General features: G+C 48.4%; 20 protein-coding genes. 3 read left to right on the forward strand and 17 right to left on the reverse strand.

Annotated elements, in window-relative coordinates:
• Positions 1–105: 105 nt before the first annotated feature.
• From ACFVS2_RS11715 to ACFVS2_RS11725, 3 genes are all read right to left on the reverse strand, one after another.
• Positions 106–1,404 (reverse strand): nucleotide sugar dehydrogenase, encoded by a 1,299-nt coding sequence (locus ACFVS2_RS11715; protein ID WP_390233967.1) that lies wholly within the window; start codon positions 1,402–1,404, stop codon positions 106–108.
• Between the two features lie 280 nt (positions 1,405–1,684).
• Complete coding sequence (locus ACFVS2_RS11720; RefSeq protein WP_007728502.1) at positions 1,685–2,095, reverse strand: DUF350 domain-containing protein; 411 nt, start codon at positions 2,093–2,095, stop codon at positions 1,685–1,687.
• Positions 2,096–2,112: 17 nt separating this feature from the next.
• The gene (locus tag ACFVS2_RS11725) at positions 2,113–4,470 is read right to left on the reverse strand and encodes an endonuclease MutS2 (protein WP_390233970.1); all 2,358 of its coding nucleotides are present in this window, start codon (positions 4,468–4,470) and stop codon (positions 2,113–2,115) included.
• A 245-nt stretch (positions 4,471–4,715) separates the two neighbouring features.
• Here ACFVS2_RS11725 and ACFVS2_RS11730 point away from each other — a divergent pair, with 245 nt between their 5' ends.
• Positions 4,716–5,090 carry a phage holin family protein gene (locus tag ACFVS2_RS11730; protein ID WP_390233973.1) on the forward strand — a complete coding sequence of 125 codons (375 nt, stop codon included), beginning with the start codon at positions 4,716–4,718 and terminating at the stop codon, positions 5,088–5,090.
• A 96-nt stretch (positions 5,091–5,186) separates the two neighbouring features.
• Here the strand turns inward: ACFVS2_RS11730 and zapA are convergent, their stop codons facing one another.
• The 3 genes from zapA to pheS all read right to left on the reverse strand — a co-directional run bounded on the left by zapA (position 5,187) and on the right by pheS (position 9,017).
• The gene (zapA, locus tag ACFVS2_RS11735; protein ID WP_007728510.1) at positions 5,187–5,462 is read right to left on the reverse strand and encodes a cell division protein ZapA; all 276 of its coding nucleotides are present in this window, start codon (positions 5,460–5,462) and stop codon (positions 5,187–5,189) included.
• An 81-nt stretch (positions 5,463–5,543) separates the two neighbouring features.
• Positions 5,544–7,967, reverse strand: a complete 2,424-nt coding sequence (gene pheT / locus ACFVS2_RS11740; RefSeq protein WP_390233977.1) for a phenylalanine--tRNA ligase subunit beta — start codon at positions 7,965–7,967, stop codon at positions 5,544–5,546.
• A 15-nt stretch (positions 7,968–7,982) separates the two neighbouring features.
• Positions 7,983–9,017, reverse strand: a complete 1,035-nt coding sequence (gene pheS / locus ACFVS2_RS11745; protein ID WP_390233979.1) for a phenylalanine--tRNA ligase subunit alpha — start codon at positions 9,015–9,017, stop codon at positions 7,983–7,985.
• 485 nt (positions 9,018–9,502) lie between these two features.
• Between pheS and ACFVS2_RS11750 the strand changes: the two genes are divergently transcribed.
• Positions 9,503–10,222 carry a DUF2225 domain-containing protein gene (locus ACFVS2_RS11750; RefSeq protein ID WP_390233981.1) on the forward strand — a complete coding sequence of 240 codons (720 nt, stop codon included), beginning with the start codon at positions 9,503–9,505 and terminating at the stop codon, positions 10,220–10,222.
• On the opposite strand, the gene ACFVS2_RS11755 is transcribed toward ACFVS2_RS11750, so the two are convergent.
• The gene (locus ACFVS2_RS11755; RefSeq protein ID WP_173619096.1) at positions 10,219–11,046 is read right to left on the reverse strand and encodes a TrmH family RNA methyltransferase; all 828 of its coding nucleotides are present in this window, start codon (positions 11,044–11,046) and stop codon (positions 10,219–10,221) included. The genes ACFVS2_RS11750 and ACFVS2_RS11755 overlap by 4 nt on opposite strands.
• Before the next feature lie 4 nt (positions 11,047–11,050).
• Positions 11,051–11,704: a potassium channel family protein gene (locus ACFVS2_RS11760; RefSeq protein WP_007728524.1), complete on the reverse strand. Its 654-nt coding sequence runs from the start codon at positions 11,702–11,704 to the stop codon at positions 11,051–11,053.
• A 170-nt stretch (positions 11,705–11,874) separates the two neighbouring features.
• Between ACFVS2_RS11760 and sspI the strand changes: the two genes are divergently transcribed.
• The gene (sspI, locus tag ACFVS2_RS11765; protein ID WP_390233984.1) at positions 11,875–12,111 is read left to right on the forward strand and encodes a small acid-soluble spore protein SspI; all 237 of its coding nucleotides are present in this window, start codon (positions 11,875–11,877) and stop codon (positions 12,109–12,111) included.
• Between the two features lie 43 nt (positions 12,112–12,154).
• Here the strand turns inward: sspI and ACFVS2_RS11770 are convergent, their stop codons facing one another.
• The 9 genes from ACFVS2_RS11770 to ACFVS2_RS11810 all read right to left on the reverse strand — a co-directional run bounded on the left by ACFVS2_RS11770 (position 12,155) and on the right by ACFVS2_RS11810 (position 22,286).
• The gene (locus ACFVS2_RS11770; protein WP_390233986.1) at positions 12,155–13,285 is read right to left on the reverse strand and encodes a GerAB/ArcD/ProY family transporter; all 1,131 of its coding nucleotides are present in this window, start codon (positions 13,283–13,285) and stop codon (positions 12,155–12,157) included.
• Positions 13,286–13,298: 13 nt separating this feature from the next.
• Entirely contained in the window at positions 13,299–14,429 is a 1,131-nt protein-coding gene (locus ACFVS2_RS11775; protein WP_390233987.1) for a Ger(x)C family spore germination protein, read from the reverse strand.
• A complete protein-coding gene (locus ACFVS2_RS11780) occupies positions 14,422–15,582 on the reverse strand; it encodes a GerAB/ArcD/ProY family transporter (protein WP_390233989.1) in 1,161 nt (386 codons plus the stop codon). The genes ACFVS2_RS11775 and ACFVS2_RS11780 overlap by 8 nt, the downstream gene beginning before the upstream one ends.
• On the reverse strand, positions 15,579–17,117 hold the full coding sequence (locus ACFVS2_RS11785) for a spore germination protein (protein ID WP_390233992.1): 1,539 nt from the start codon (positions 17,115–17,117) through the stop codon (positions 15,579–15,581). The genes ACFVS2_RS11780 and ACFVS2_RS11785 overlap by 4 nt, the downstream gene beginning before the upstream one ends.
• 124 nt (positions 17,118–17,241) lie before the next feature.
• Positions 17,242–18,522, reverse strand: a complete 1,281-nt coding sequence (gene kynU, locus ACFVS2_RS11790; RefSeq protein ID WP_390233995.1) for a kynureninase — start codon at positions 18,520–18,522, stop codon at positions 17,242–17,244.
• A gap of 95 nt (positions 18,523–18,617) precedes the next feature.
• On the reverse strand, positions 18,618–19,001 hold the full coding sequence (locus ACFVS2_RS11795) for a DUF1294 domain-containing protein (RefSeq protein WP_007728533.1): 384 nt from the start codon (positions 18,999–19,001) through the stop codon (positions 18,618–18,620).
• A gap of 3 nt (positions 19,002–19,004) precedes the next feature.
• The gene (locus tag ACFVS2_RS11800; protein ID WP_173619104.1) at positions 19,005–19,622 is read right to left on the reverse strand and encodes a DedA family protein; all 618 of its coding nucleotides are present in this window, start codon (positions 19,620–19,622) and stop codon (positions 19,005–19,007) included.
• Positions 19,623–19,795: 173 nt separating this feature from the next.
• Complete coding sequence (locus tag ACFVS2_RS11805; protein WP_390233997.1) at positions 19,796–20,464, reverse strand: DNA alkylation repair protein; 669 nt, start codon at positions 20,462–20,464, stop codon at positions 19,796–19,798.
• Positions 20,465–20,507: 43 nt separating this feature from the next.
• On the reverse strand, positions 20,508–22,286 hold the full coding sequence (locus ACFVS2_RS11810) for a B12-binding domain-containing radical SAM protein (RefSeq protein ID WP_390234000.1): 1,779 nt from the start codon (positions 22,284–22,286) through the stop codon (positions 20,508–20,510).
• Between the last annotated feature and the right edge of the window lie 7 nt (positions 22,287–22,293).

Here is a 22,293-nt window from a genome sequence, read left to right on the forward strand (position 1 = left end):
CTCGTTCAATATGGTTCACTACTTTATGAAAAAAAACCTCTCCAAACGCTTCTACGCGCGTTTAGAGAGGTTTTCTCGTACGAATCAGTGGAGCTTATTCAAGAATTAAATGCGCACCACAGTCGCCTTGCTGACAAGGTCACGCGGGATGCGGTTCTTCGTATCGAAGAGGATCGGCGCGTCAGCCATCTTGTCAGCGACATTGACCCAATCCGCCTCAGCAAATTCCTTTTGGACAGCAGTCAGGAACAACGCATCTGCTCCATTCACTGCTTTCTCCAGACTGTCAACCTTGTGATCATACACAGTCGGAACAGCCGGATCGTAGGAACGAACGTCTACTCCTTTTGCTATGAGCACCTTGATCAGGTCGTGGACAGGGCTTACGCGGTCGTCATTGGAAAAGTCTTTCATCGCCATCCCCAATACAGCTACGCGGCTTCCTACCAATGTCTTGCCATTATTCTTCAAGGCTTGCTCGAGCATGCCAATCAACACTTCTGGTACTGCATCATTCGTGTTGCGAGCCAGTTGCAGAATCGGCAGGTTTACTTCCAATTCACGTGCCTTAGGCTGCAAGTAGTACAGCGCATTTGGCAAGCAGAAGCCACCTACACCCGGTCCTGGCGATAACAGGTTTACACGCGTGTGCGTATTGGCAACCTTGATCAACTCGAACGTATCGATGCCGAATGCCTCGGAGAAACGAGCGAATTCCTGTACCATCGCAATGTTCACATCACGCTGGATGTTCTCGATGACTTTTGCTGTCTCAACTACGCGGATATCCGTGATCGTAATGTCCGTCTCGCTGATGAAGGACAACAACTCTTTTCCTTTTTCAGCGCTTTGTTCATTGATACCACCCAGAACGAGCGGCATATGGATGAACTCTTCAAAAGCACGCCCCTCTGCAATTCGCTCCGAGCAGTATGTCAGGAAGAAATCGACACCAGCAACAAGACCGCTTGTTTCCTCCAAAATCGGCAGAATCACATCTTCTGTCGTTCCTGGTACGACGGTACTGCGGATCATGATGGTATCGCCTTTTTTCAGTACGCGACCGAGCGCTTGTGCACAGCTTTTCAGCGGTCCGAGATCTGGATCGCCGTTATGAACAGGCAATCCGACTGTTACAATATAGTTATGGACTTCCGCAGCCGCTTCCTCATAGGAGGACGTTGCACGGAAACGTTTTGCTTCAATCTGCTCTTTGAGGATCTCTGGCAACGTTTTTCCCTGATAGGACTCCAGGTGATGGGAATGTGCCGCATTGATCTCATCGACGACATGCGGTAAGACGTCAATACCGATGACGTTTGCTCCTTTCATGGCATAGGTAAGCGCCAACGGCAGGCCTACAAACCCCAATCCCACAACAGCTACGCGTACAGGTTGAGTCATTGCGTATCTCCTCTTTCACATTCTCTAAGTAAGGTCCGTATGACTGTAGTAGTCACGCGCCCAACTTGCTCATTTTTTAGGACAGGTAGTAAACACCTGCAGCGATAAAAAGCACACACAATCCGATGAGGACCTTGTACAACGTTTCCAAGGCTGTTCCTCCCCCATACAATCTTGGCTTGTCCTCTTTTTCGTAAAAAGGACTTTGATTGGGCAGAATAGTTTGGTACTCTTTCGCCAAATCAAATTATACTCTCGTTTGAAATATCGTTCAACCCGTCTAACGAGGCAAGGATGCCCCTATGATATACGAAAAACCGATGGACAGGACCATCGCAATAAAACCAATGGCCCTGTTATCTTTTGCAATTTCCTGATCGACATTAAATGTAGGGGTCATGAATTCAAAAATGAAGTAAGCAGACAACAACAGGAAAAATCCGAATGTCGCCCAAATCAAGGCTTCGCCCAAAGACAAATGCGCCTGAATGGAATAGCGGAAAATGTTCGCGATCCCAAAAATTTTCCCGCCTGTTGCCATTGCTACTGCCATGTTCCCACGCTTCAATTCTTCCCAAACACGATAACGCGTCACTAGTTCAAAAATGGCTAAGAATAACACCATCGCCAGTCCAGACACAGTAAAATAAGCTGCAGTTGCAAAATATGGATTGTGTAGAAGGCTTTCCATATGTCCCTCCCGACCTCTTATTTCAATTCGGCAATGGTAGCACCTACGCCGCCTTCTCCTTGACCACCTAAGCGGAAGGATTTTACATTACGATGATTTCTCAAATACTCGTGCACGCCTTTGCGCAGTACCCCTGTCCCGTGTCCGTGAATAATGGAGACAGAGTGCAAGCCTGCCAACAGCGCATCATCTAAAAACTGATCGATTTCCCGAATGCTGTCCTCGACGTTGTAGCCGCGCAAGTCGAGATCCATCTTGATATTCTCACTGCGACGCTTCACAGAGGTGTACGGAGCCGCTTGTGGTTTTTGCTGGATCGAGTTTTGTACATGCATATCATCGCGCTTCACTTTCATTTTCATGATCCCGATCTGCACGAGGAATTCTTCATTGTTTACTTTTTCCAGCACGGTTCCTTTTTGTCCGAAGCTCGTCACCATTACCTCGTCGCCCACCTTGATCTGTGTGGCACGAACTGCTTTTGCCGGCTTCTTCACCTTTTCCTTCTCCAGCTCAAGGACGGCATTGCCCAAGCGCTTCTTCGCATCAATGAGACGATGCTCCTTGATTTCCATGCCTTCTGCCATCATTTCGCGCAGCTCGCGAATGATCGTTTCAGCTTCTTCTTTTGCGAGTTGGACAGCAATTCGCGCTTCGTCCTCTGCTCGCTCCATTCGCTTGTTTTTCTCTTCAGCAAATTGCGCGCGCTCTTCTTCCAGCTGTCTACGAAGCTCTTCCGCTTCCTCGCGTGCCGCTTTTGCCGCTAACCTGTCTGCTTCCGCCGACTTGCGATTACGCTCCAACGAAGCGATCATGCTCTCGACCTGATTGTCTTCCTCACTGATTGAGCCGCGCGCTACATCAATGATGTGTTCTGGCAATCCCAGACGTCTTCCGATGGCAAACGCGTTGGACCTACCTGGCACCCCGATGAGCAAGCGATAAGTAGGACGCAGCGTCTGTACGTCAAATTCTACGCTGGCGTTGATGACCTCTGGTCTATTGTAGGCATACGCCTTCAATTCGCTGTAGTGAGTCGTTGCGACCAATCTCGCGCCGGAATCAATCACATGGTCGATGATGGACATGGCCAGTGCAGCACCCTCTGTCGGGTCTGTTCCTGCCCCTAGCTCGTCAAACAGAACCAAGCTCTTGTCGTCCATTTTCGCCAAGATTTGAATAATATTGGTCATATGGCTCGAGAATGTAGACAGGCTCTGCTCGATGGATTGCTCATCCCCGATATCGGCAAAAACGGAGGAGAATACAGTCATCTCGCTCTCTTCCTCTGCCGGAATATGCAAGCCTGCCATGGTCATCAAGGATAGCAGTCCGATTGTTTTGAGGGAAACGGTTTTTCCGCCTGTATTCGGGCCAGTCACAACAATCGCCTGATACTCTCCACCTAGCTCCACATCTACAGGAACGACAACTTCTCGTGGAATGAGTGGATGACGCGCTTTTCGCATGTTTACGTATCCGCGATCATTGATACGTGGGCAAATCGCCTTCATGCTCCAAGCAAGCTGAGCCTTGGCAAACATAAAATCGAGCTCTGTCAGCGCTTCTGTGTTCTCGATCAAAGCCTCTACCGCAAAGGATACCTGCTCCGTCAACACATACAGAATGCGCTCCACTTCACGTTCCTCGCGCAGGCGTAGCTCGCGAAGCTTATTGTTCATCTCGACGATCACTTCCGGTTCGATAAAGAGCGTCGCTCCAGATGCCGACTGATCGTGAACAATTCCGCCAAATACAGAACGATACTCCTGCTTCACCGGAATAACGAAACGATCGCCACGAATCGTAACGATGTTTTCCATCAGCATTTTTTGGTAAGTAGACGAGCGTGTCATTTGATCGAGCTTTTCGCGAATGCGCGACTCGAGCTGTCTAATCTCCTGACGTACCTGTCGCAATTCAAGACTCGCGCTATCCAAAATGTCGCCATTTTCATCAATACAGCGGCGAATTTCGGTTTCCAACTCGCGCAGGCCCTCAATACGCTCTGCCTCCTGTTGCAATAATGGCAGCTCGTGATCCTCACACATATCGAGCAAAAACGTTTTGAGCCTGCGTCCGGCCATAACGGTGCTGGCGATATCCAGCAATTCCATCGGGGCGAGCATGGCGTTCAATCTGGCGCGCTGTACGGGACCGCGGATATCGCGAATGCCACCGAGAGGCACGCTGCCTTTCAAGCGCAACACGGTTGCTGCTTGTTCAGTCCCTTGCTGAGCAGTAATGACTTCATCCAAGCGTAAAAAAGGAATCAGTTCTGATGCTTTTTCTTTACCATATGTGCAAGATGCCTTGTCAATCAACAGGGCGACTATTTTATCGTATTCTAACGTCTTTAAAACCCGTTGTTCCACTGTGCTCCTCCTTCTTTATCCAGCGGCGACCGTTGTACCGTGCGGGCGGGAGCGACGGTCTATACCGGCAATCATTACGATATCTCCCCATTATAGCATGGCAGCGGAGCTTAGAAAACTTGGGCAACGGATAGCTTCGGACAGGCACCACCGGCGAAGGATAATTTTACACGTTTTCGTTTAGCATAGTTCTACTCATTGCGTGAGAGAATGAAAGGTGAAACAACCCTAAAGGAGGAGTACACTTGACGATCATGCGCCATATCGTCCGCTTTATCGTCGCTGCCGTAGTCCTGATGTTTGTCGGCTTTCTGGTCCCCGGCTTTTCGGTTAGCAGTTTTTGGACAGCTCTGTTCGCGGCCGTTGTCATCGCACTGATTGGCTGGGCCGTAGAAGCCATTTTCGGAGATCGAATTTCGCCGTACAATCGTGGTATTATCGGCTTCTTGGTCAGTGCCGTCGTGATTTATCTCACTCAGTTCATCGTCTCTGGCTTCCGCGTAACGATTCTTGGAGCGCTTCTGGCTTCCTTGGTGATCGGGATCATCGACTTGTTTATTCCGATCAAAAACCATATGGATTTGCGTAATGGAGATGCCGGGAACAAGCAGGAGACATAGGCAAAATGCAACAAAGAGCCATCCCATCAAAGACGGGGTGGCTCTTCTCATTTTTACCCACAACGTGAAAAGAGAGGCATTGCGCCCCTCATTTCCTTAATCTATCGGTTTAGCCTTTGCCTCTTCCTGAATGATTTTCAGCAGTTCTTCGTACTCCTGACGCAAGCGGAAGTATTCATCCGCGATATTAACCGCAGAAAGTACGGCAATTTTGGCAGTATCCAGTCGATGGTTGCCGTTTGCGATTTCGTTCATCTTGTCATCAACGAAACCGGCCACCATGCGTATGTGATTGACACTTGCCTTGCCACTGAGCCGGTATTGTTGGCCAAAGATGTCCACCGTCAAACGATTTTTCCCATCACCTTGCACGAGAGGTACCTCCCTACTGCGACCTTTGCTCTACTTTATCCTTTTTAGGTTACTGAAAATGTCAGTTTTCGTCAAGCAATCTTACATGCGCAGTTCAGCGCCTGTGTTGTTTTTCAAGGCTTCGATGACAGCAGTAGTCACTTGTTGAATCTCTTCGTCCTGCAAAGTACGCTCTGCGTGACGGAATACGAGGGCAAATGCCATGCTCTTCTTATCTTGGGCAATACGCTCACCCATGTATACATCGAACAAGGTTACGGACTCGAGCAGCTCACCTGACGCTTCACGAATCGTTGCTTCCAATGCACCAGCAGCTACACTGCGATCCACAACGAGAGCCAAGTCACGCGTTACCGCTGGGGACTTCGGCAACTGATTGTAATGTCCTACCTCGGCAGACACATCAATCAAAGCAGCTACATCAAATTGGAATACGTACGTTTCGGACAGATCATACGCTTTTTCTGTGCCCGGATGAACTTGCCCCAGATAGCCCAGACGTTTTTCGCCTACCCATACTTCTGCGGTACGTCCTGGGTGCATACCTGCGATGTCCTGAACCGCTTTGTATTCGGCAGCTTGGATACCCAAACGAGCAAAGAGTGATTCGACAATCCCTTTGGTTTGGAAGAAATCAACAGGCTGTTTAGCGCCCATCCAGTTTTGTGTGAGCAGTTGTCCAGTCAATGCACCCGCTACATACAGACGCTCTTCTGGAAGCTGCGTGAGTGTTTCTTCTTTCGTCAAGAACACACGACCCAATTCAAAAATCGCGACATCGTGGTTTTGGCGGTTTTTATTGTAAGCGACTGTTTCCAAGAGGCTTGGAATCAAACTCGTGCGCAGAACGCTATGGTCTTCACTCATTGGCATCATGAGCGCAACAGGGTTTACTTTTTCCTGGTGCAGACCCGCTACTGCCTCGACACGATCTGGATGAACCAGTGCATAGGAAATCGCTTCATTCATTCCAGTACCGATTAGGTGATGACGGATGGTACGGCGCAATTGCTGTTCTTTTGTCAACTGTCCCTGTGTAGTCGAACCGGAAGGCAAGCTGGTCGGAATGTTGTCGTAGCCATACAGACGTGCAACCTCTTCCACCAAATCCTCTGGCAGCGTAATGTCGCCACGTCTCGTTGGAACGGTTACCGTCCATTTGTCACCCGCTACTTCATACGGGAATTGCAAACGCTCGAAAATCGGCGATACTTCAGAAGCCGACATATCGGTTCCGAGATGCTGATTGATTTTTGTAAGCGTAACGGAAACAACAGCAGGCGCAGCTTCGCTTACAACAGCAGAGCTGATTCCTTTGGATACCGTCGCCCCAGACAATTGCTGAATCAGAGCAGCAGCACGCTCTCCCGCTTCCTGCACACGCGCTTGGTCAACGCCTTTTTCCCAACGCACGCAGCCTTCTGTACGCATGCCGAGCATACGAGCTGTGCGGCGTACAGTTTTTGGCGTGAACCAAGCTGCTTCGAGGATGATTTCGCTCGTCTCGCCAGTAATTTCGGAGTTCGCTCCACCCATTACCCCTGCGATCGCCAAGCCTTTGGTCTGGTCGGCAATCAGCAAGGTTTGCTCATCCAACGTGCGCTCTTGATCATCCAATGTCACGAGCTTTTCGCCCTCTTTTGCCAGTCGAACGACAATAGAGCGATCAGCTACTTGTGTCGCATCGAAAGCATGCAGCGGCTGACCGTACTCGAGCAGGACATAGTTGGTCACGTCTACCACGTTGTTGATCGGACGAATTCCCGCTGCCATCAGGCGATTTTTCATCCATTGCGGAGATGTCGCGATTTTGGCGTTAGTGAAGTGACGACCGTGGTATTGATAACTTTCATTTGTAGCCTCGATCTTGACTTGGATCGGGTTTTCGCCACCATTTTCGGTCAGCTCGATTTGCGGGAATACCACTTCTTTGCCCAAAATAGCGGCTACCTCGTAAGCAACCCCCAGCATGCTCAAGCAATCCGAACGGTTCGGCGTCAATCCCAATTCCAGCACATAGTCATCCAAGCCGAGGTAGGAAATAGCATCCATTCCGATTTCCGCATCCGCTGGCAAGACCATAATGCCTTCTTGCTGATCTTTTGCCAGAAGCTTGTCGTTTAAGCCCAATTCTTTTGCCGAGCAGATCATCCCTTGGGATTCTACACCGCGCAACTTGGAACGCTTGATGTTAAGTCCATCTGGGAGCTTCGCACCGATCATGGCAACGAGAACTTTTTGTCCCTTGTCTACGTTCGCTGCACCACATACGATTTGCAAGTCTTCTCCTTGTCCTGCATCAACGACGCATACGTTGAGACGGTCTGCATCCGGGTGCTTGCTGCGTTCTTTTACATAACCGATCACAACACCGGATACACCTGCGTTGCGCGATTCAACTGCGTCTACTTCAATCCCGCTGCGAGTCAGCTTTTCAGCCAGCTCCTGGGGCGTCGTTCCACTCAGATCGACGTATTCAGATAACCATTGGTATGATACCTTCATCTTTGCCTCTCCTCTCTAGCCTCGATTGAACTGACGCAGGAAACGAACGTCGTTGGTATAAAAATGGCGGATGTCCTCTACCGCGTATTTGAGCATCGCAATTCGTTCTACACCCATACCGAATGCAAAGCCGCTGACTTCCTCAGGGTTGTAGCCGGCCATTTCCAGTACGCGTGGGTGAACCATACCAGCACCCAAAATCTCGATCCAACCTGTTTGCTTACATACACGGCAACCGTGACCGCCGCAGTTGAAGCATTGCAGGTCTACCTCTACGGAAGGCTCCGTGAACGGGAAGAAGCTTGGGCGCAGGCGAATTTGTTGGTTTTCCCCGAACATTTGACGGGCAAACGTCAAGAGGGTACCTTTCAAGTCACTCATCCCGATTTTTTTATCAATCACGAGACCTTCGATCTGCGTGAATTGGTGGGAATGTGTCGCATCGTCATCATCGCGGCGATACACTTTACCCGGACAGATCATTTTGAGTGGGGTCTTACCTTCTTTTTTCAACATCGTACGTGCTTGCACAGGAGATGTCTGCGTACGGAGCAGCAGCTCTTCTGTAACGTAGAACGTGTCTTGCATATCGCGTGCCGGGTGATCTTTCGGCAGGTTCAGCATCTCGAAGTTGAAGTGGTCCATTTCAACCTCAGGACCTTCTGCCACCTCAAAGCCCAAGCCGATGAAAATGTCTTCGATCTCTTCAATGATCCGAGAGAGTGGGTGCATGGTGCCTGCTGGTACTGGACGTCCTGGCAGTGTCACATCGATCGTTTGAGAAGAAAGCTTGGCAAAGAGAGCCGCTTCTTCAAATGTTTGTTGTTTGCCGGAGAACGCTGCTTCCAGGGCTTCCCTTACTTCATTCACCAGCTGACCGACAACTGGACGCTCTTCTGGGGACAAGCCGCCCATTCCGCGCAGCAGTTCTGTCAACTCGCCCTTTTTCCCCAGGTATTTGACGCGCAAATCCTGAAGTTGTGCGGCTTCTGTCACTTGGCTGATTTGGCCCAGTGCGGACTCTTTCATTTCTTGCAACCGAGTTTGCACTTCGAATCGCTCCTTTTTTCATTTGATAAAATAACCTCTATCGAGGCTAACGTAAAAAAAAAGAAAAACCCGCCCCAGGAAAGGGACGAGTTACTTTTTTCTCGCGGTACCACCCTTGTTAGACAATTCACTTCCAGCCTGTGACAAATACATGACAATATCACTAGTGGAAAGAGACATTTGTCTCACTTCAGATCATTGGTAACGGGTATGACCCGGCTGCTCCTACTGCGCGAAAAGCGGTTCAGAGTGCGGCTTTGGAGTGAATTCGGCAGCTATCATGTTAAAGATGCTCGCAGTCTGTGACATCTTCTCCCTGAAAAAACAGATAGGTCCTGCGTACTAGTCTCCGTCATCGCTTTACGTTATAATTGTTACGTAAGGAAAATTATAGCGCAACAAGAGAGAACTTTCAATTCTACAAATGTTACATATCAAGAGAGTGTTTTCATGTATATGTTACCCATTCGAAAGGGGATTTTGACATGATTGATAATGTTTCCGCCCTTTACGATAAGACAATCAACTGTCGCCATTGCCAAGCGACCTTTTCGACCAAAAGGATCAGAAGCGGAACGTTGACGATGGTCAATCGCGACAGCGATTTTTATACCACCTTTAAAGAGCAATCTTTAAATCCCATTTTATATACCGTCAATGTCTGCCCTGAATGCGGCTTCGCCTTTACGGATCAATTCCGGGACAAGCTCGCCCCTTGGCAAAAGCAGATTGTGGATGAACAAATCTCCTCGAAATGGAAGCCAAAAGATTTTGGGAAGGTTCGTCATGTACCAGAAGCCATTGTCAGCTACAAACTGGCCATTTACGCAGCTGAACTAACGGATCAGCCCCATTCCGTAAAAGCGGGTCTGTATTTGCGTCTCGCATGGCTTTATCGATTCCAGAAAAATATCGCGGAAGAAATGCGCTTTATTGATATGGCCGTGGAAGAATATGAACAATCGTATATTCATTCCGACTATACACGCGGCGACAAGGAAATGACCGAAGTCCGCTTGCTGTACTTGATTGGTGAACTCTACCGCAGACTCGAAAAGTTTGACTTAGCCATCAAGTATTTCGGCAAGGCACTGGCTTTTCGCAACCACACCATTGAGAGCGGCATTATCCGGATGGCGCAAGATCAATGGCAGCTCGCGCGCGAAGAGTACAAAGAGAAAAAAAGTGAGCAAAAGATCGGCTAAGCATGCCGATCTTTTCTTTTGCGTTGTGCCTCGTATACAAAAATTCCTGCCGCGACTGCTGCATTCAATGACTCTGCGCCGCCATAAAGCGGAATGTGAACGAATTGATCTGCCCTGGCAAACATCTCTTTGGAGACGCCTCTTCCTTCATTTCCGATAACCATTGCCGTCAGACCAGCATAATCAGCCTCGTCATAGGAAACACTGTTTTGCTCCAAGGAAGAGATCAGAACTCGCCCTCCCTTTGCCTTCCATTCATCTGCCGTCTCGACTAACGATTGTGTAAAGACCGGGATGCGGAACAGTGCCCCCATTGTGGCCCGTACCACTTTTCCATTGTAAATATCGACACTTCCACTTCCAAGTACGACACCATCAACTGCTGCCGCTTCTGCTGTACGCAAAATCGTGCCGAGGTTGCCCGGGTCTTGTATTTCGTCCAAAAAGAGGAGTAGCAAGCTGCCTTGTTCCTCTCTCTTCTTATCTACCCATTTTGCCCAATCTGCTGCTGTTTTTTTCACTTCGGCCACAATTCCTTGTGGTGACTTGGTTTCGGACAGCTTCGCCAGTACTACTTCTGATGCCGCAATGACCTGGACAGCTTCCGGATGATTAGCCAGAGCACGCTGACAGGCAGGGTCCATGTCACGCTGCTGATCGTAAATAACGGTGACTACCTCCGCCCCGCTTTTTAACGCCTCCTCTACCAGATGCGCCCCTTCCACGAGAAAACGCTGCTGCTCTTCTCGTCCTTTCCGAGACAGCAACTGGTGCAATCGCTTTACCAGAGGGTTTTGTACCGAAGTAATGATTTCATTTGTCATAAACCTATGCCCGCTCCTCAAATTCGCGTAAGTCTTTGTTGTTCCCGATCACCACAAGCACGTCGCCGTATTGGATGACTTCATCCGGGCTAGGAGCGATGTTGAATTTATCTCCACTTTTGATGGCAATAACGTTGACCTCGTATTTTTTCCGAATATCCAGTTGCCGCAAGTTTTGACCGACCAGCTTGGACGACACGACTACCTCCGCCACGCTGTAGTCCTCTGCCAGCTCAATAAAGTCAAGAACGTTAGAGGAGATCAGATTGTGGGCGACCCGCACCCCCATGTCACGCTCAGGGAATACGACACGGTCAGCTCCTACCTTGTACAATACTTGTCCATGACGCTCATTCTGTGCTTTTGCCACGATCTTTTTGACACCCAAGTCTTTCAGTGTCAATACCGTCAGGATGCTCGCCTGAATATCGACCCCAATCGCCACGACGACTACGTCAAAATTGCGAATGCCGATTTCCTTCAAGGCGCGTTCATCCGTAGAATCAGCTGCTACCGCGTGCGTTACGTACTGAATATTTTCGTTAATACGCTCCTCGTTCTCATCTATTCCCATGACTTCATAATCCATCTCGTACAGCGTTCTCGCCACGCTAGAACCAAAACGTCCCATCCCAATAATGGCAAATTGCTTGGACATATTAATCTTCTCCTTTACGGAACTTACCAATATCAAGCATTATAGCACATCCAAAACATCCGCCACAAAACGGTCATGAACGTTTTGTTCGAAAAGCATGGTATGCACAAATCAGCGTTTACAAATACTATTTCTTGAATTCATTCTCACAAGAGAGGTGTAGCACGGTCATGAATATTGCCTCACTCAACTTACGTCAAGCGATCATGTACAAAATGCAAGGCTCAGATCCAAGCGCAGTCGAAGAAACCATCAGTGATGCTATTTCGAGCGGTCAGGAGAAGACGCTCCCAGGTTTAGGCGTTTTGTTTGAAGTGCTGTGGCAAAACAGTGATGCTTCCTCACGTCAATCCATGATTTCGACTATCTCGGAACACTTGCCTGAGCAAGCCGAAAAACCGATCTAACCACATCTTCTTTGAAAAAAGCATGCTACAAAGGGAGGGGCTCTTATGTCCCTCCCTTTTCATTGTTCACTTCCCGACCTTTGTTGAACTGATTGCGCATGAATTGGGTGATGGCCAGTAAGATCGGAATGAAGATGGTTACCATATACCCCATGGTGGTCAAGTGTTTTAAATATGAATACAACTCCACCATATTTTGCGGTATTAACGAAAAGAAAAAAAGTGGCACCATCATCACGATCGCGCTAATTCGTTGAAAACGAATGCCTTTTCGAAACCACTGCCGTAATGAAAAAATCGTCGCATAAAACATATTCCCGATCGTTGTAAATACAGAAGCAACCCAGATCGCAAGAAAAGCGGACTCAAAACGCTCCAAAAACCAGCCAGTTCTCTGCGTGACCTTGACCAGTTCAAGCGTAGGCCAAATCAGCCGCTGTAATTCTTCATACCCAAATACAGTGATACCTGCGATAACTGTAATCAAATAAACGACAAAGGCAAAGCTCATACCTGTAATGCTTGCCACTCCAAGCCTTGCACCTGGCATCGCGAAAGCAAAATAAACCATTAATAGCTCATATCCGGTATAAAGCGTGTATGTATCCAGACCTGTTTTTACGACATCTGTCCATGACTCTATATGAAATGGCAATAAATTGTACCAATCTGCGTTCATGAAGGAGACGAGCGGAATCAAGAGAGACGGTAACAGGAGGAAAGGAATCAACAGCTCATTTATCCTTGCCACTACTTCAATCTCATGACAGCATAGAAACACGACCAACAAAAGCAGTGTGACTACAATTGCCTCCAACGGTGTATTTGGCAACACGGAGGTCACCACGACTTCCCCAAACACTCTGGCTGTTATACCTGCATTGAAAAACTGATAAAGAATGAATAGAAAAATACACAGGGTGCCTATGACAGAACCAAATATCCGCGGCATAAATTCGACAAAGGTAAGGCCAGGAAACTGATTACCTAAATACACGATAGCCGTCACTGCCGTGGCGGCTATTAAGGCACCTGAAATAGGGCCTATCCACCCCGCTTGTTGAAGAAGAATGGTGGATGTTCTCGGGATGGTGAGAATCCCCACCCCGATCATCGAACTGATCATAATGCTTGTAATTTGCCAGGTACCAAAATTACGTTGCTGATTATCCACAGTGATCGCTCTCCTATTGCATTTCCATACCAAGACGGCGCAGCTTGATGGTGTAAGTAACGCGGACCGGAAAATCCCTGAAATCTTCCTTCCAGTCGTGAGTCTTCCAGTAATCTTGGTAATGCCTCGCACGCAGTGCAAGGCCCAGCTTCAAAATGTCGCTATTGTACTGCTTTTGTAATTGCTGCAAAAGCTTCTTTGAACGCTTTTCCATTTCTTTTTTTATCAGCGCCTGCATTTGTGTGACGAATTGCTCTGGGGAAATATGCAGGTCTTCTGTGAGTTCGACAATATCCCCTTGGAGCTCGCAATGAAAAGTAGCGGAAAAGTCATCATGAATGGTCACCTTTTTTTGTGCGAAGTGCGGACGAAAGCTTACATATCCGTTCTTGGTTTTCGGCAACGCAATCACAATGTCTCCACCCGGTTTTTCATTTCGTAGCTGGATCAATGCCCATGTTTGCAGGTGATCCAGTATCCCCATCATCTTGTGTCCACGAAAAACAGCAACCCCTTTCCAGCTCACCTCATTTTTACTTGCCTCTACATAATTCAGAAACGGCTCCATGGTAAGATTAGAGGTCTGATTGAAATAGTCGCCCAACGTTTGATCCGGAATTCTGCCTAATTTCATGCCATTTTCGATCAGCCCCATCAAAAAGACGACCGGAATTGGCTCGATCCTCGGCTTGATTTCCAGCAAGGTAGACGCTTTGCCCTTTACGACGATGGGCCACAGGAGTCGCCGTATTTGCGGTTCGCGACGAAAACTGTCCATGATGTCTTGGATCCCCTTTCTAGCGATCTCCTCACTCAAAGCGAGAACACGCGTATGTCCAAGAAACAATCGTTGGTTCAGCCGCATTTGCAAGTTGTTGGCAGCATCTGTCACCGTTCTTCCTGTCACGCTCATGATTTTCACGGCATCCGCACCACTCCCTCCCCCCTTCCCGCTGCTCCCCGCGATTTTGATGGGAATCGGAATTTGGACGGTCATTTTATACAGATTTTTATTCTTTTCATCCTGATCAATCGCAATAGCCAATACCGATGCGCGTTCCTCCAATTCCCGTCTGTCCCAGCACCCCGTCAGCAAGATTGTACAGATGATCAGCAAAGCGAAGTATCTAAAAGACTTACCCATCGATATTCCGCCCCTCTCGTCGGGTCACCATGTCACGGATGAGGATTGCTACCCAGTAAACGACGGGGAACAGCAAATTAATAACCAGGCTAGACAACCCCAGCAACGACGCCCACTTAAATACTTCTGTAATGTTTTGGGGAATGAGGGAAAAGAAGAATAAAGGGACGAGAAGGGCAGAAGCCACGATTCTTTGAAACCTGATTCCCTTGCGAAACAACTGTCTCAGTGAATAAACAACAGCGTAATACGCATTGGCTACCGTAGTAAAAACAGCCGAAACCCACACAGCCAAAAAAGCGGACTCCAATCGTTCCAAAATTAATCCAGGCACTTGCGTCGACTTGACCAATTCAAGCGTCGGCCATGTCACCCTCTGCAGCTCCTCGTATCCGAATACCGAGATACCAGCCACCACAATTAGCATGTAGAGCAGTGCTGCAATCAACAAGCTGTAAAATCCCGCTAATTCTTTGCTCGTGTTTTGATTTGCATAAGCGAAAAAGACGAACATGATTTCAAAACCGGAATAAGAATAGATCCCCTCGTATACTCCCTCCGCCGTTGAACGCATCGACACATGATTGATCGGCAGGAGATTTCCAAATTCCGCTTTTTGAAACGACGCAATCGCGATGAAGAGAAGAGGTAGGATGATAAAGGGAAACAGCAGCTCGTTCACTCGCGCTACTACTTCCACCTCATGCATGCACAAAAATAGGACCAACAAAAACATCGTGATGAGAATAACTTCCAACGGAGTCTGCAAAAGTACGGAAGTTACTACCACTTCACCAAATACCCGCGATACGACTGCCGTGGAAAAATACAGGTATACCAGATAGATACAAATCCAAGGGAGGCTGAATACTTTGCCCACCCAAGGCCGTCTGGCGGATCCCCATACCTTGTGACTGTATTCAATAAAGGTTTCCCCTGGGTAACGCTTGCTCAATTTGACAATCAACCATAAGGAAACAAACGCACCTGCAGAGCCAATAAGGGGGGCGATCCAGCCTGCCTCAAATAATTTCGAACTGGTTGTACGAGGAAGGGTCAACACGCCGACACCGATTAAGGTACTTGTGATGAGACAAATTTGCTGCCACATCGATAGAGTCTGGTGCCAGCCGTGCCCCTCCCTCCTGTTCATTTCGGGTTATCCTCCTCTCTGATCCGGATTTTATCTTGGACATGAAACATCATCGGCCTTGTTTTGAAGAGATGATGAGGAGCCCTTATGAACAAGTCCTTCATTCCATTCAGGTTGAGCGGACTAAGTGGGCTCATATAGGGTACTCCAAACGATTTCAATGAAGACAAGTGAATGAGGATGACGATCACAAACAGCATAATACCGTAAAGACCAAACATCCCTGCCAAGATCATAACCGGAAAGCGGAGCATCCGAATGGCAATCGCTGCACTGTAACTCGGGGATGCGAACGAGCCGATTGTCGTCACAGCTACGATGATTACCATGACAGGACTGACAAGCCCAGCAGTTACCGCCGCTTCCCCGACCACGAGTGCTCCAACAATCCCGATCGTAGGACCTATTGGCCCCGGCAGCCTCACGCTAGCTTCCCTCAATATCTCAATGGCCAACTCCATAATCAGGGCTTCGACTAGAGAAGGGAATGGAACAGTAGATCGTCCTGCCGCCATCGCAATGACCAGTCGAGAAGGAATCATCTCCGGATGGAACGCACTAAAAGCGATATAAAGAGACGGCAACATCAAGGCGATGCTGATACTGATAATCCGAATGAAACGAATCAAGGTCGCGATGTAAAATCGCTCGTAATAATCCTCGGGACTCTGATAAAACTGCGAAAATACAGCCGGGGCAATCAAACCAAACGGTGTCCCGTCAACCAGAATGCCTACCTTCCCTTCCAAGAGATTGGCCACTACTTTGTCAGGGCGCTCCGTGTTTTGAATCTGCGGAAATGGGGACCATCTCCGATCCTGGATCATTTGTTCGATGTAACCACTCTCCAGCACAGAATCCACATGAACGTTCTCAATTCGCGCAATCACTTCTTCCACCATCGGGGGATACGCAATGCCGTCGATGTACATGACGTAGATGTCAGTCTGTGTTCGTTCACCGACAACCATATGACGCACTCTGAGATTAGGGTCCTTCAAGCGAAAGCGGATCAGCGCTGAATTCACGCACAACGTCTCACAAAAACCATCCCGGGGTCCTCGGACGACTGACTCCGTCTGAGGCTCTTCCACCGAACGCCTGTCCCATCCTCTTGTGTTATTCAAGTAAGCATTTTGACACCCATCAATGATCAGCACTGCACATCCAGACAAAATATTTCGGACGATCTGCCTCAGTTTGTCTGTCAAATCCAGCTCATTTGTAGCCGGATCATGATAGGTGATATCGGGAGTCGTCATATAGCGAATAATAAAATCACTGATGACATTGCGATCCACCATGCCATCTATAAAAACGATAGCGGCCTGAGCCTTTGACTTTGTTTGAAAACGACGAATGACGAGATCGTCACACTTTCCAAACTGCGCTTCAATCAATTGAATGTTTTCTTCCACATTTGTTGTGAGCGTAACATCTGATACGCTTTCCATGCTCTTGTCGGCGTACTGCTCCAACGATTTTGACTGGAGGGCTTCTTTTCTTTTTTGCCATGCTTGAAAAAACTGGCTCAAGCTGCTCACCCTTCCATGGAATGTAGCCTGCCTACAGGTACGGATAGTGTGCCCAATAATGGAAAGGAAATCCCGTAAAAGGCGTACTCAAAAAGAAAAGCAGGTCCAACCTAAGTCGGACCTGCTAAGCAACTACCTCGCGCTTGTTCTCAAATTTCTCGTAGCTCTTCTCTTGCATGATCGTCTTTAATATCTGGACACTTTCCCAAACCTCTGTATACGTCGTATAGAAAGCAACGGGGGCTAATCGGATGATGTTTGGTGCACGGAAGTCAGGAATAATGCCCGCTTCCTTCAAAGCCTTGCATATACGTATGGCTTCATCGTGTTCAAGGCTGACATGCCCACCTCGGCGATCATCCTGCTGTGGGTTCGCAATCGTAAAGCCCATGTCTGCCAGCTCCACCTCGATCAAATCCATCATGAACCGCGTTAAGCCGAGCGACTTGGTACGAAGCTTTTCCACGGACGCCTCCTGGAACATTTCCAAGGAACCAAGCAGTGGGGCGAGACTCAGCATATGCGGGGTACCAATCTGGTAAGCGCCCGCATTTTCACATGCATCCAGCGTATGTTCCATGTCAAATTGCTTATCCTTTTTCGAACTGAACCATCCTGCCAAACCCGGAGCCCTGCCAAAATGCTTTCGGTTCACATATAGGCTGCCCACGCTTCCGGGCCCTGCATTTACGTATTTGTAGTTGCACCAGTATGCAAAGTCCACTCCCCATTTGCTGAAGGAATGCGGGATCGCGCCTACAGAGTGACATCCGTCAAAACCAATCAGAATGCCTCTCGCATGTGCAGCTGCTGTCAACCGTTCGATATCGAGCAGTTGGCCGCTGCGATACAGGACCGTCGGGAGGACTACCAGTGCTACTTCATCTGTCATCACATCGATAATGTCCTCTTCCTCGATCAGGCGGCCATCTCTTGACGCTACCCGAACCAAATGCTCTTCCGGGTCCAGTCCATGGAGCTTCATTTGACTCTGGAGTGCGTATATATCAGTAGGGAAATCCAACTCGGTTGCAATCACCTTCGTCCTTTTCCCAACCGGATGATAGAAGGTAGCTGCCAACTGATGGAGGTTGATCGTCGTAGAACCCGTTACGATCACTTCCTCGGGGCTTGCCCCTACTAGTGCTGCGCTCATCTCCCCCAATTTCTCCGAGAAGAAAAACCACGGATGGTTACCCGTTGTCCAGCCTTCCACACCCAGCTCCTTCCAAGACCGCATCAGATCCATGACACTCTTTTCCGCTCTTTTTGACATGAGACCAAGCGAGTTTCCATCCAAATACAGGCTCGGAAGCAAATAAAACTCTTCGCGATAGCTCGCGAGTTCGTCCTGTACATCCAATTGCTGTGCGTGCGCTTTCGTTAGGGGGCTTGATTGAGACATAGCTACCTCCTCAGCTTGTTCTATCGTTCCCCTTTATTATAGGCTGAATTTTCAAACAAGAAAATCCCATTCGCAAAAAGAAAATCCCGTGCCACCTACGACACGAGATTTTTATCCAAGTATAGTTGCGTTAACCAAATGACTAGCAAGATTTGCGCGATGCAAAAGAGCGGGACCAGGATGAGAAAAGAGGTATGCTTGGTCTTATGCCGTTGAATAAGCATGCCCTCAAGCGCACCGATCCCTCCTCCTAAAAATGCGACCAGCAAAAGGCTCAGTTCCGGAACCCGAAAACCTTTTTCCTTAGCCAGACGCTTGTCTGTCTGCATCAAGTAATAAGCATAGCCATTCAGCAGTAAAGCTCCTGCCGCCAGCACCCAGACATTCGAATTGAAGTATCCTACCAAGAGGAGGGCCCAGCTTATGACGAGCACCAGCACGAAATTGCGGCGATGGGCAGCTAATTGTTGATGGTACATTTCTTAATCTCCTTTTGCCCGATATGCCCGATTTCCCATAAACTGCTTGCGTACAAAGAATACCACACCCAAAACAACCACGATCACCAGCAAAGCGTAGAAACCGTATTTACGGATGACTTCGATAATGGCTTCCACATTATTACCGAATACATGGCCGAGAAAGTAAAAGGCGATGGTCCAAACCAACCCGATTGGATAAGACAGCATCGCATAACGACGGAACGTCATACCGCCAAGCCCAACCAAATAAGGTACCACATGACGGACAACCGGAAATAAGTAGCTGATGCAAAGAGCAGTAGTACCATACTTCTCCAGCAAGCCCGTTGATCGATTCACCGCGTTCCTCATTTTCTCGGTTTTGCACAGCCATTTCAATATCGGTTTCCCAAAGTACTTTCCAAGTAAAAAGCCAATCGTCAATCCGGAGGCAACCCCTAAATATCCCGCCAAAAAAGAATACCATGGGTTTAGCACGCCGATGGAGGCAAGAAATCCTCCTGTAGCGACAACCAGTTCATCGGGAATCGGCAAACCTACAATCCCCAGCCAAAGCAGGAAAAAAATCGCTACGTAGCCGTATTGCTCTATGATTGACATCAGCAGGTCGACTTCCATGAGGCAAAATCCCCTATCCTTGCCACAGTGCGGTCATTTCTTGACATACTAGCAGCTATGGCATCGCACGATATCTGACTCTATGTATTACGTATGAACCTAAAAAAAGGTACTTGTTTATTTTGCAATAGATTTACGTATTTTATCAAGCACAGATATGCCAGACGACTCTATCATGATAGATGTTTGAGCGCTTCACGTCTGGACAAACTCGCGAGTGACGTCGCTTCTACAAATTCACGTACGGCGTCGGGATTTGTTTTCGCATACTCTCTCAACGCCCAGCCGATTGCCTTCTGAATAAAAAACTCTTTGGAATCCGCGCATCTTTCCACCAAGGAAAAGAGCAGCCGCTGATCTGTCTTGTCTTTATATGACAACTGAAATAAAATCGCCGTTCGTTGCAGCCACATGTTGGTTCCATTCATCCAGGCTGTCGTATTCGATTCGATCAGTTCGGGATGCAAGGCAAACAATCTGCCCATTGTATGGGAAGCCAAATAATCCACGGTATCCCACCACGATTTTGTCGTGATAAGTTCGACAACGAACGGGAGATGGTCAGGGGTGAGACGCTTTTTGGACTTCTCGAGTACGTCAAGCGCTACATACTGGTACTCGCGCGCTGGCAAAGCCCACAAGGAACGAGCGACCTGCTCCCAATTTTCGGGTACGCCATAATCACGAAAGATTTGTTTCGTCAGTTCTTTGCGCTGTGGTGATTTAATCCCCAGAAAAGGAAAATGATTTTTCATGTACTGCTCCATTGGACCAGCCAGAATCGAATCACCATGTGCACGCAACAGTTCCTCGACAACCTCCGTATACTCGCTTGCGTTCATCTGCGTCTCCTCCCCCCCCCAACTCATCAGATAATCCGGTAGTTTAGCCTGCTGCTTGGACGTCCTGCTTGACGACAGCAAAAGCATTTTGCTCTTCATCTTTGTACGGATAATACACGACGAGTGTAAAATCTCCCTCGACAAGCTCACCGGTCTCCATCCATTTTTCAATGTCAAAGGTCACCTTGGCAGTCAGCGTGTGCTTGAAGTAGTCTTTTTCCAATGCAGCATGTGCCGCAAAATCATCGCGGAGTCGCTCACGCTGCTCTGTTAGGACAGCGAACGTCTGTTGCATCTCTTCCTTGTCCATGACATCCTCCCACCACAGCTTGCGCGGGCGATGCTTCTGGTTGCGCAGGAAATCGAATTTCATCATGCTGAGCACATGCCCCATACCGTCCACTTGCTGGATTTGCAAAAACTTCTGCAAACGCATGAACAAATCCTCTAATTGATGACCGATACGGCTCCAGCCTTGATTTTCCCAATAGTCACCAAATGTCTGGAAGAAGTCAAAAGCCGTTTCGAACTGATTCGCCAACAGCCACTCCACTGTATAGTCCATCCGGTGCGCATTCCAGTACTTTTCCAGAATGTCTTCTACACGCTTGATTCTTTGCATGTCATCAAAGGAAAGGACGTTATTCCCCAAAATTTCGTAAGGAGCCTCATCCATAAAGACATAGCCATGATTAGCCGCACGCGCACGAACGCCTGTCCCGCGGAGCATTTTCAAAAAGCCGAGCTGAAGCTCTTCCGGGCGTAGACCAAACACGTCATTGAAGGTTTTGCGGAAGGATGCATAATCTTCCTCAGGCAAACCAGCGATCAAGTCCAGATGCTGATCGATTTTTTTCGAATCCTTGATCTGTGTCACTGTACGCGCAAGACGATCAAAGCGCTGAATCCGCTGAACAAGGCGGTTGGTTTCATCATTTGTGGACTGAACCCCAATCTCGAAGCGGAAAATGCCTGGCGGTGCGTTCTCGGTCAAGAAGTCGAGTACGTCCGCTCGCAAAATGTCTGCTGTGATCTCGAATTGGAAGACCGTTCCATTGTGGTTGTCGATCAAAAACTGAAAGATTTCCAGCGCATATTTTTTATTGATGTTAAATGTGCGATCCACGAACTTGATCGTTTTGACGCCGTGATTGATCAAACGCATGAGATCTTCTTTCACTCGTTCCAGACTGAAATAGCGTACGCCGTCTTCAATCGAGGACAGACAGTATTGGCATTTGAACGGACAGCCACGGGATGCCTCAAAATAGACGACGCGGTTGTTCAGCTCGTCCAAATGGTCCGCGTATGGTGAAGGAATGCTGTCCATCTCTTCCACTTGCGCACGCGGCATGGAAAAACGCACGTACTCCTCTTCGCGATATGCGATTCCGGCTACATCACGCAGGCGTGGAGGCTGCTTGGTTTGCAATGATTCCTGATACACCTGCAAAAGCTCCAAGAAGGTCTGCTCCCCTTCACCAATGCAGATGACATCGATTTCAGGATGCTTCTTCATCCATTCGTCCGCATCATAGGTCACTTCTGGTCCCCCGAGGATAATCGGAACATCCGGGCATATCTTTTTCAGCGTGCGCATGACACTGAGCGTCTCACGAATGTTCCAGATATAACAGGAAAATGCAACGACATCGGGCTTGCGCTTGTGTATATCTGCTACTATATTTAACGTCACATCGTTGATGGTATACTCCACCAGCTCAATCGAAGGAAATGCTTCCTGGGCGTAGCTTCGCAAATAACGCAAAGCGAGTGAGGAGTGAATAAACTTGGCGTTTAAGGTCGATAGTAAAATCTTCATGGATGGG

The organism is Brevibacillus sp. NPDC058079, from assembly GCF_042885155.1.
Classification (GTDB): domain Bacteria; phylum Bacillota; class Bacilli; order Brevibacillales; family Brevibacillaceae; genus Brevibacillus.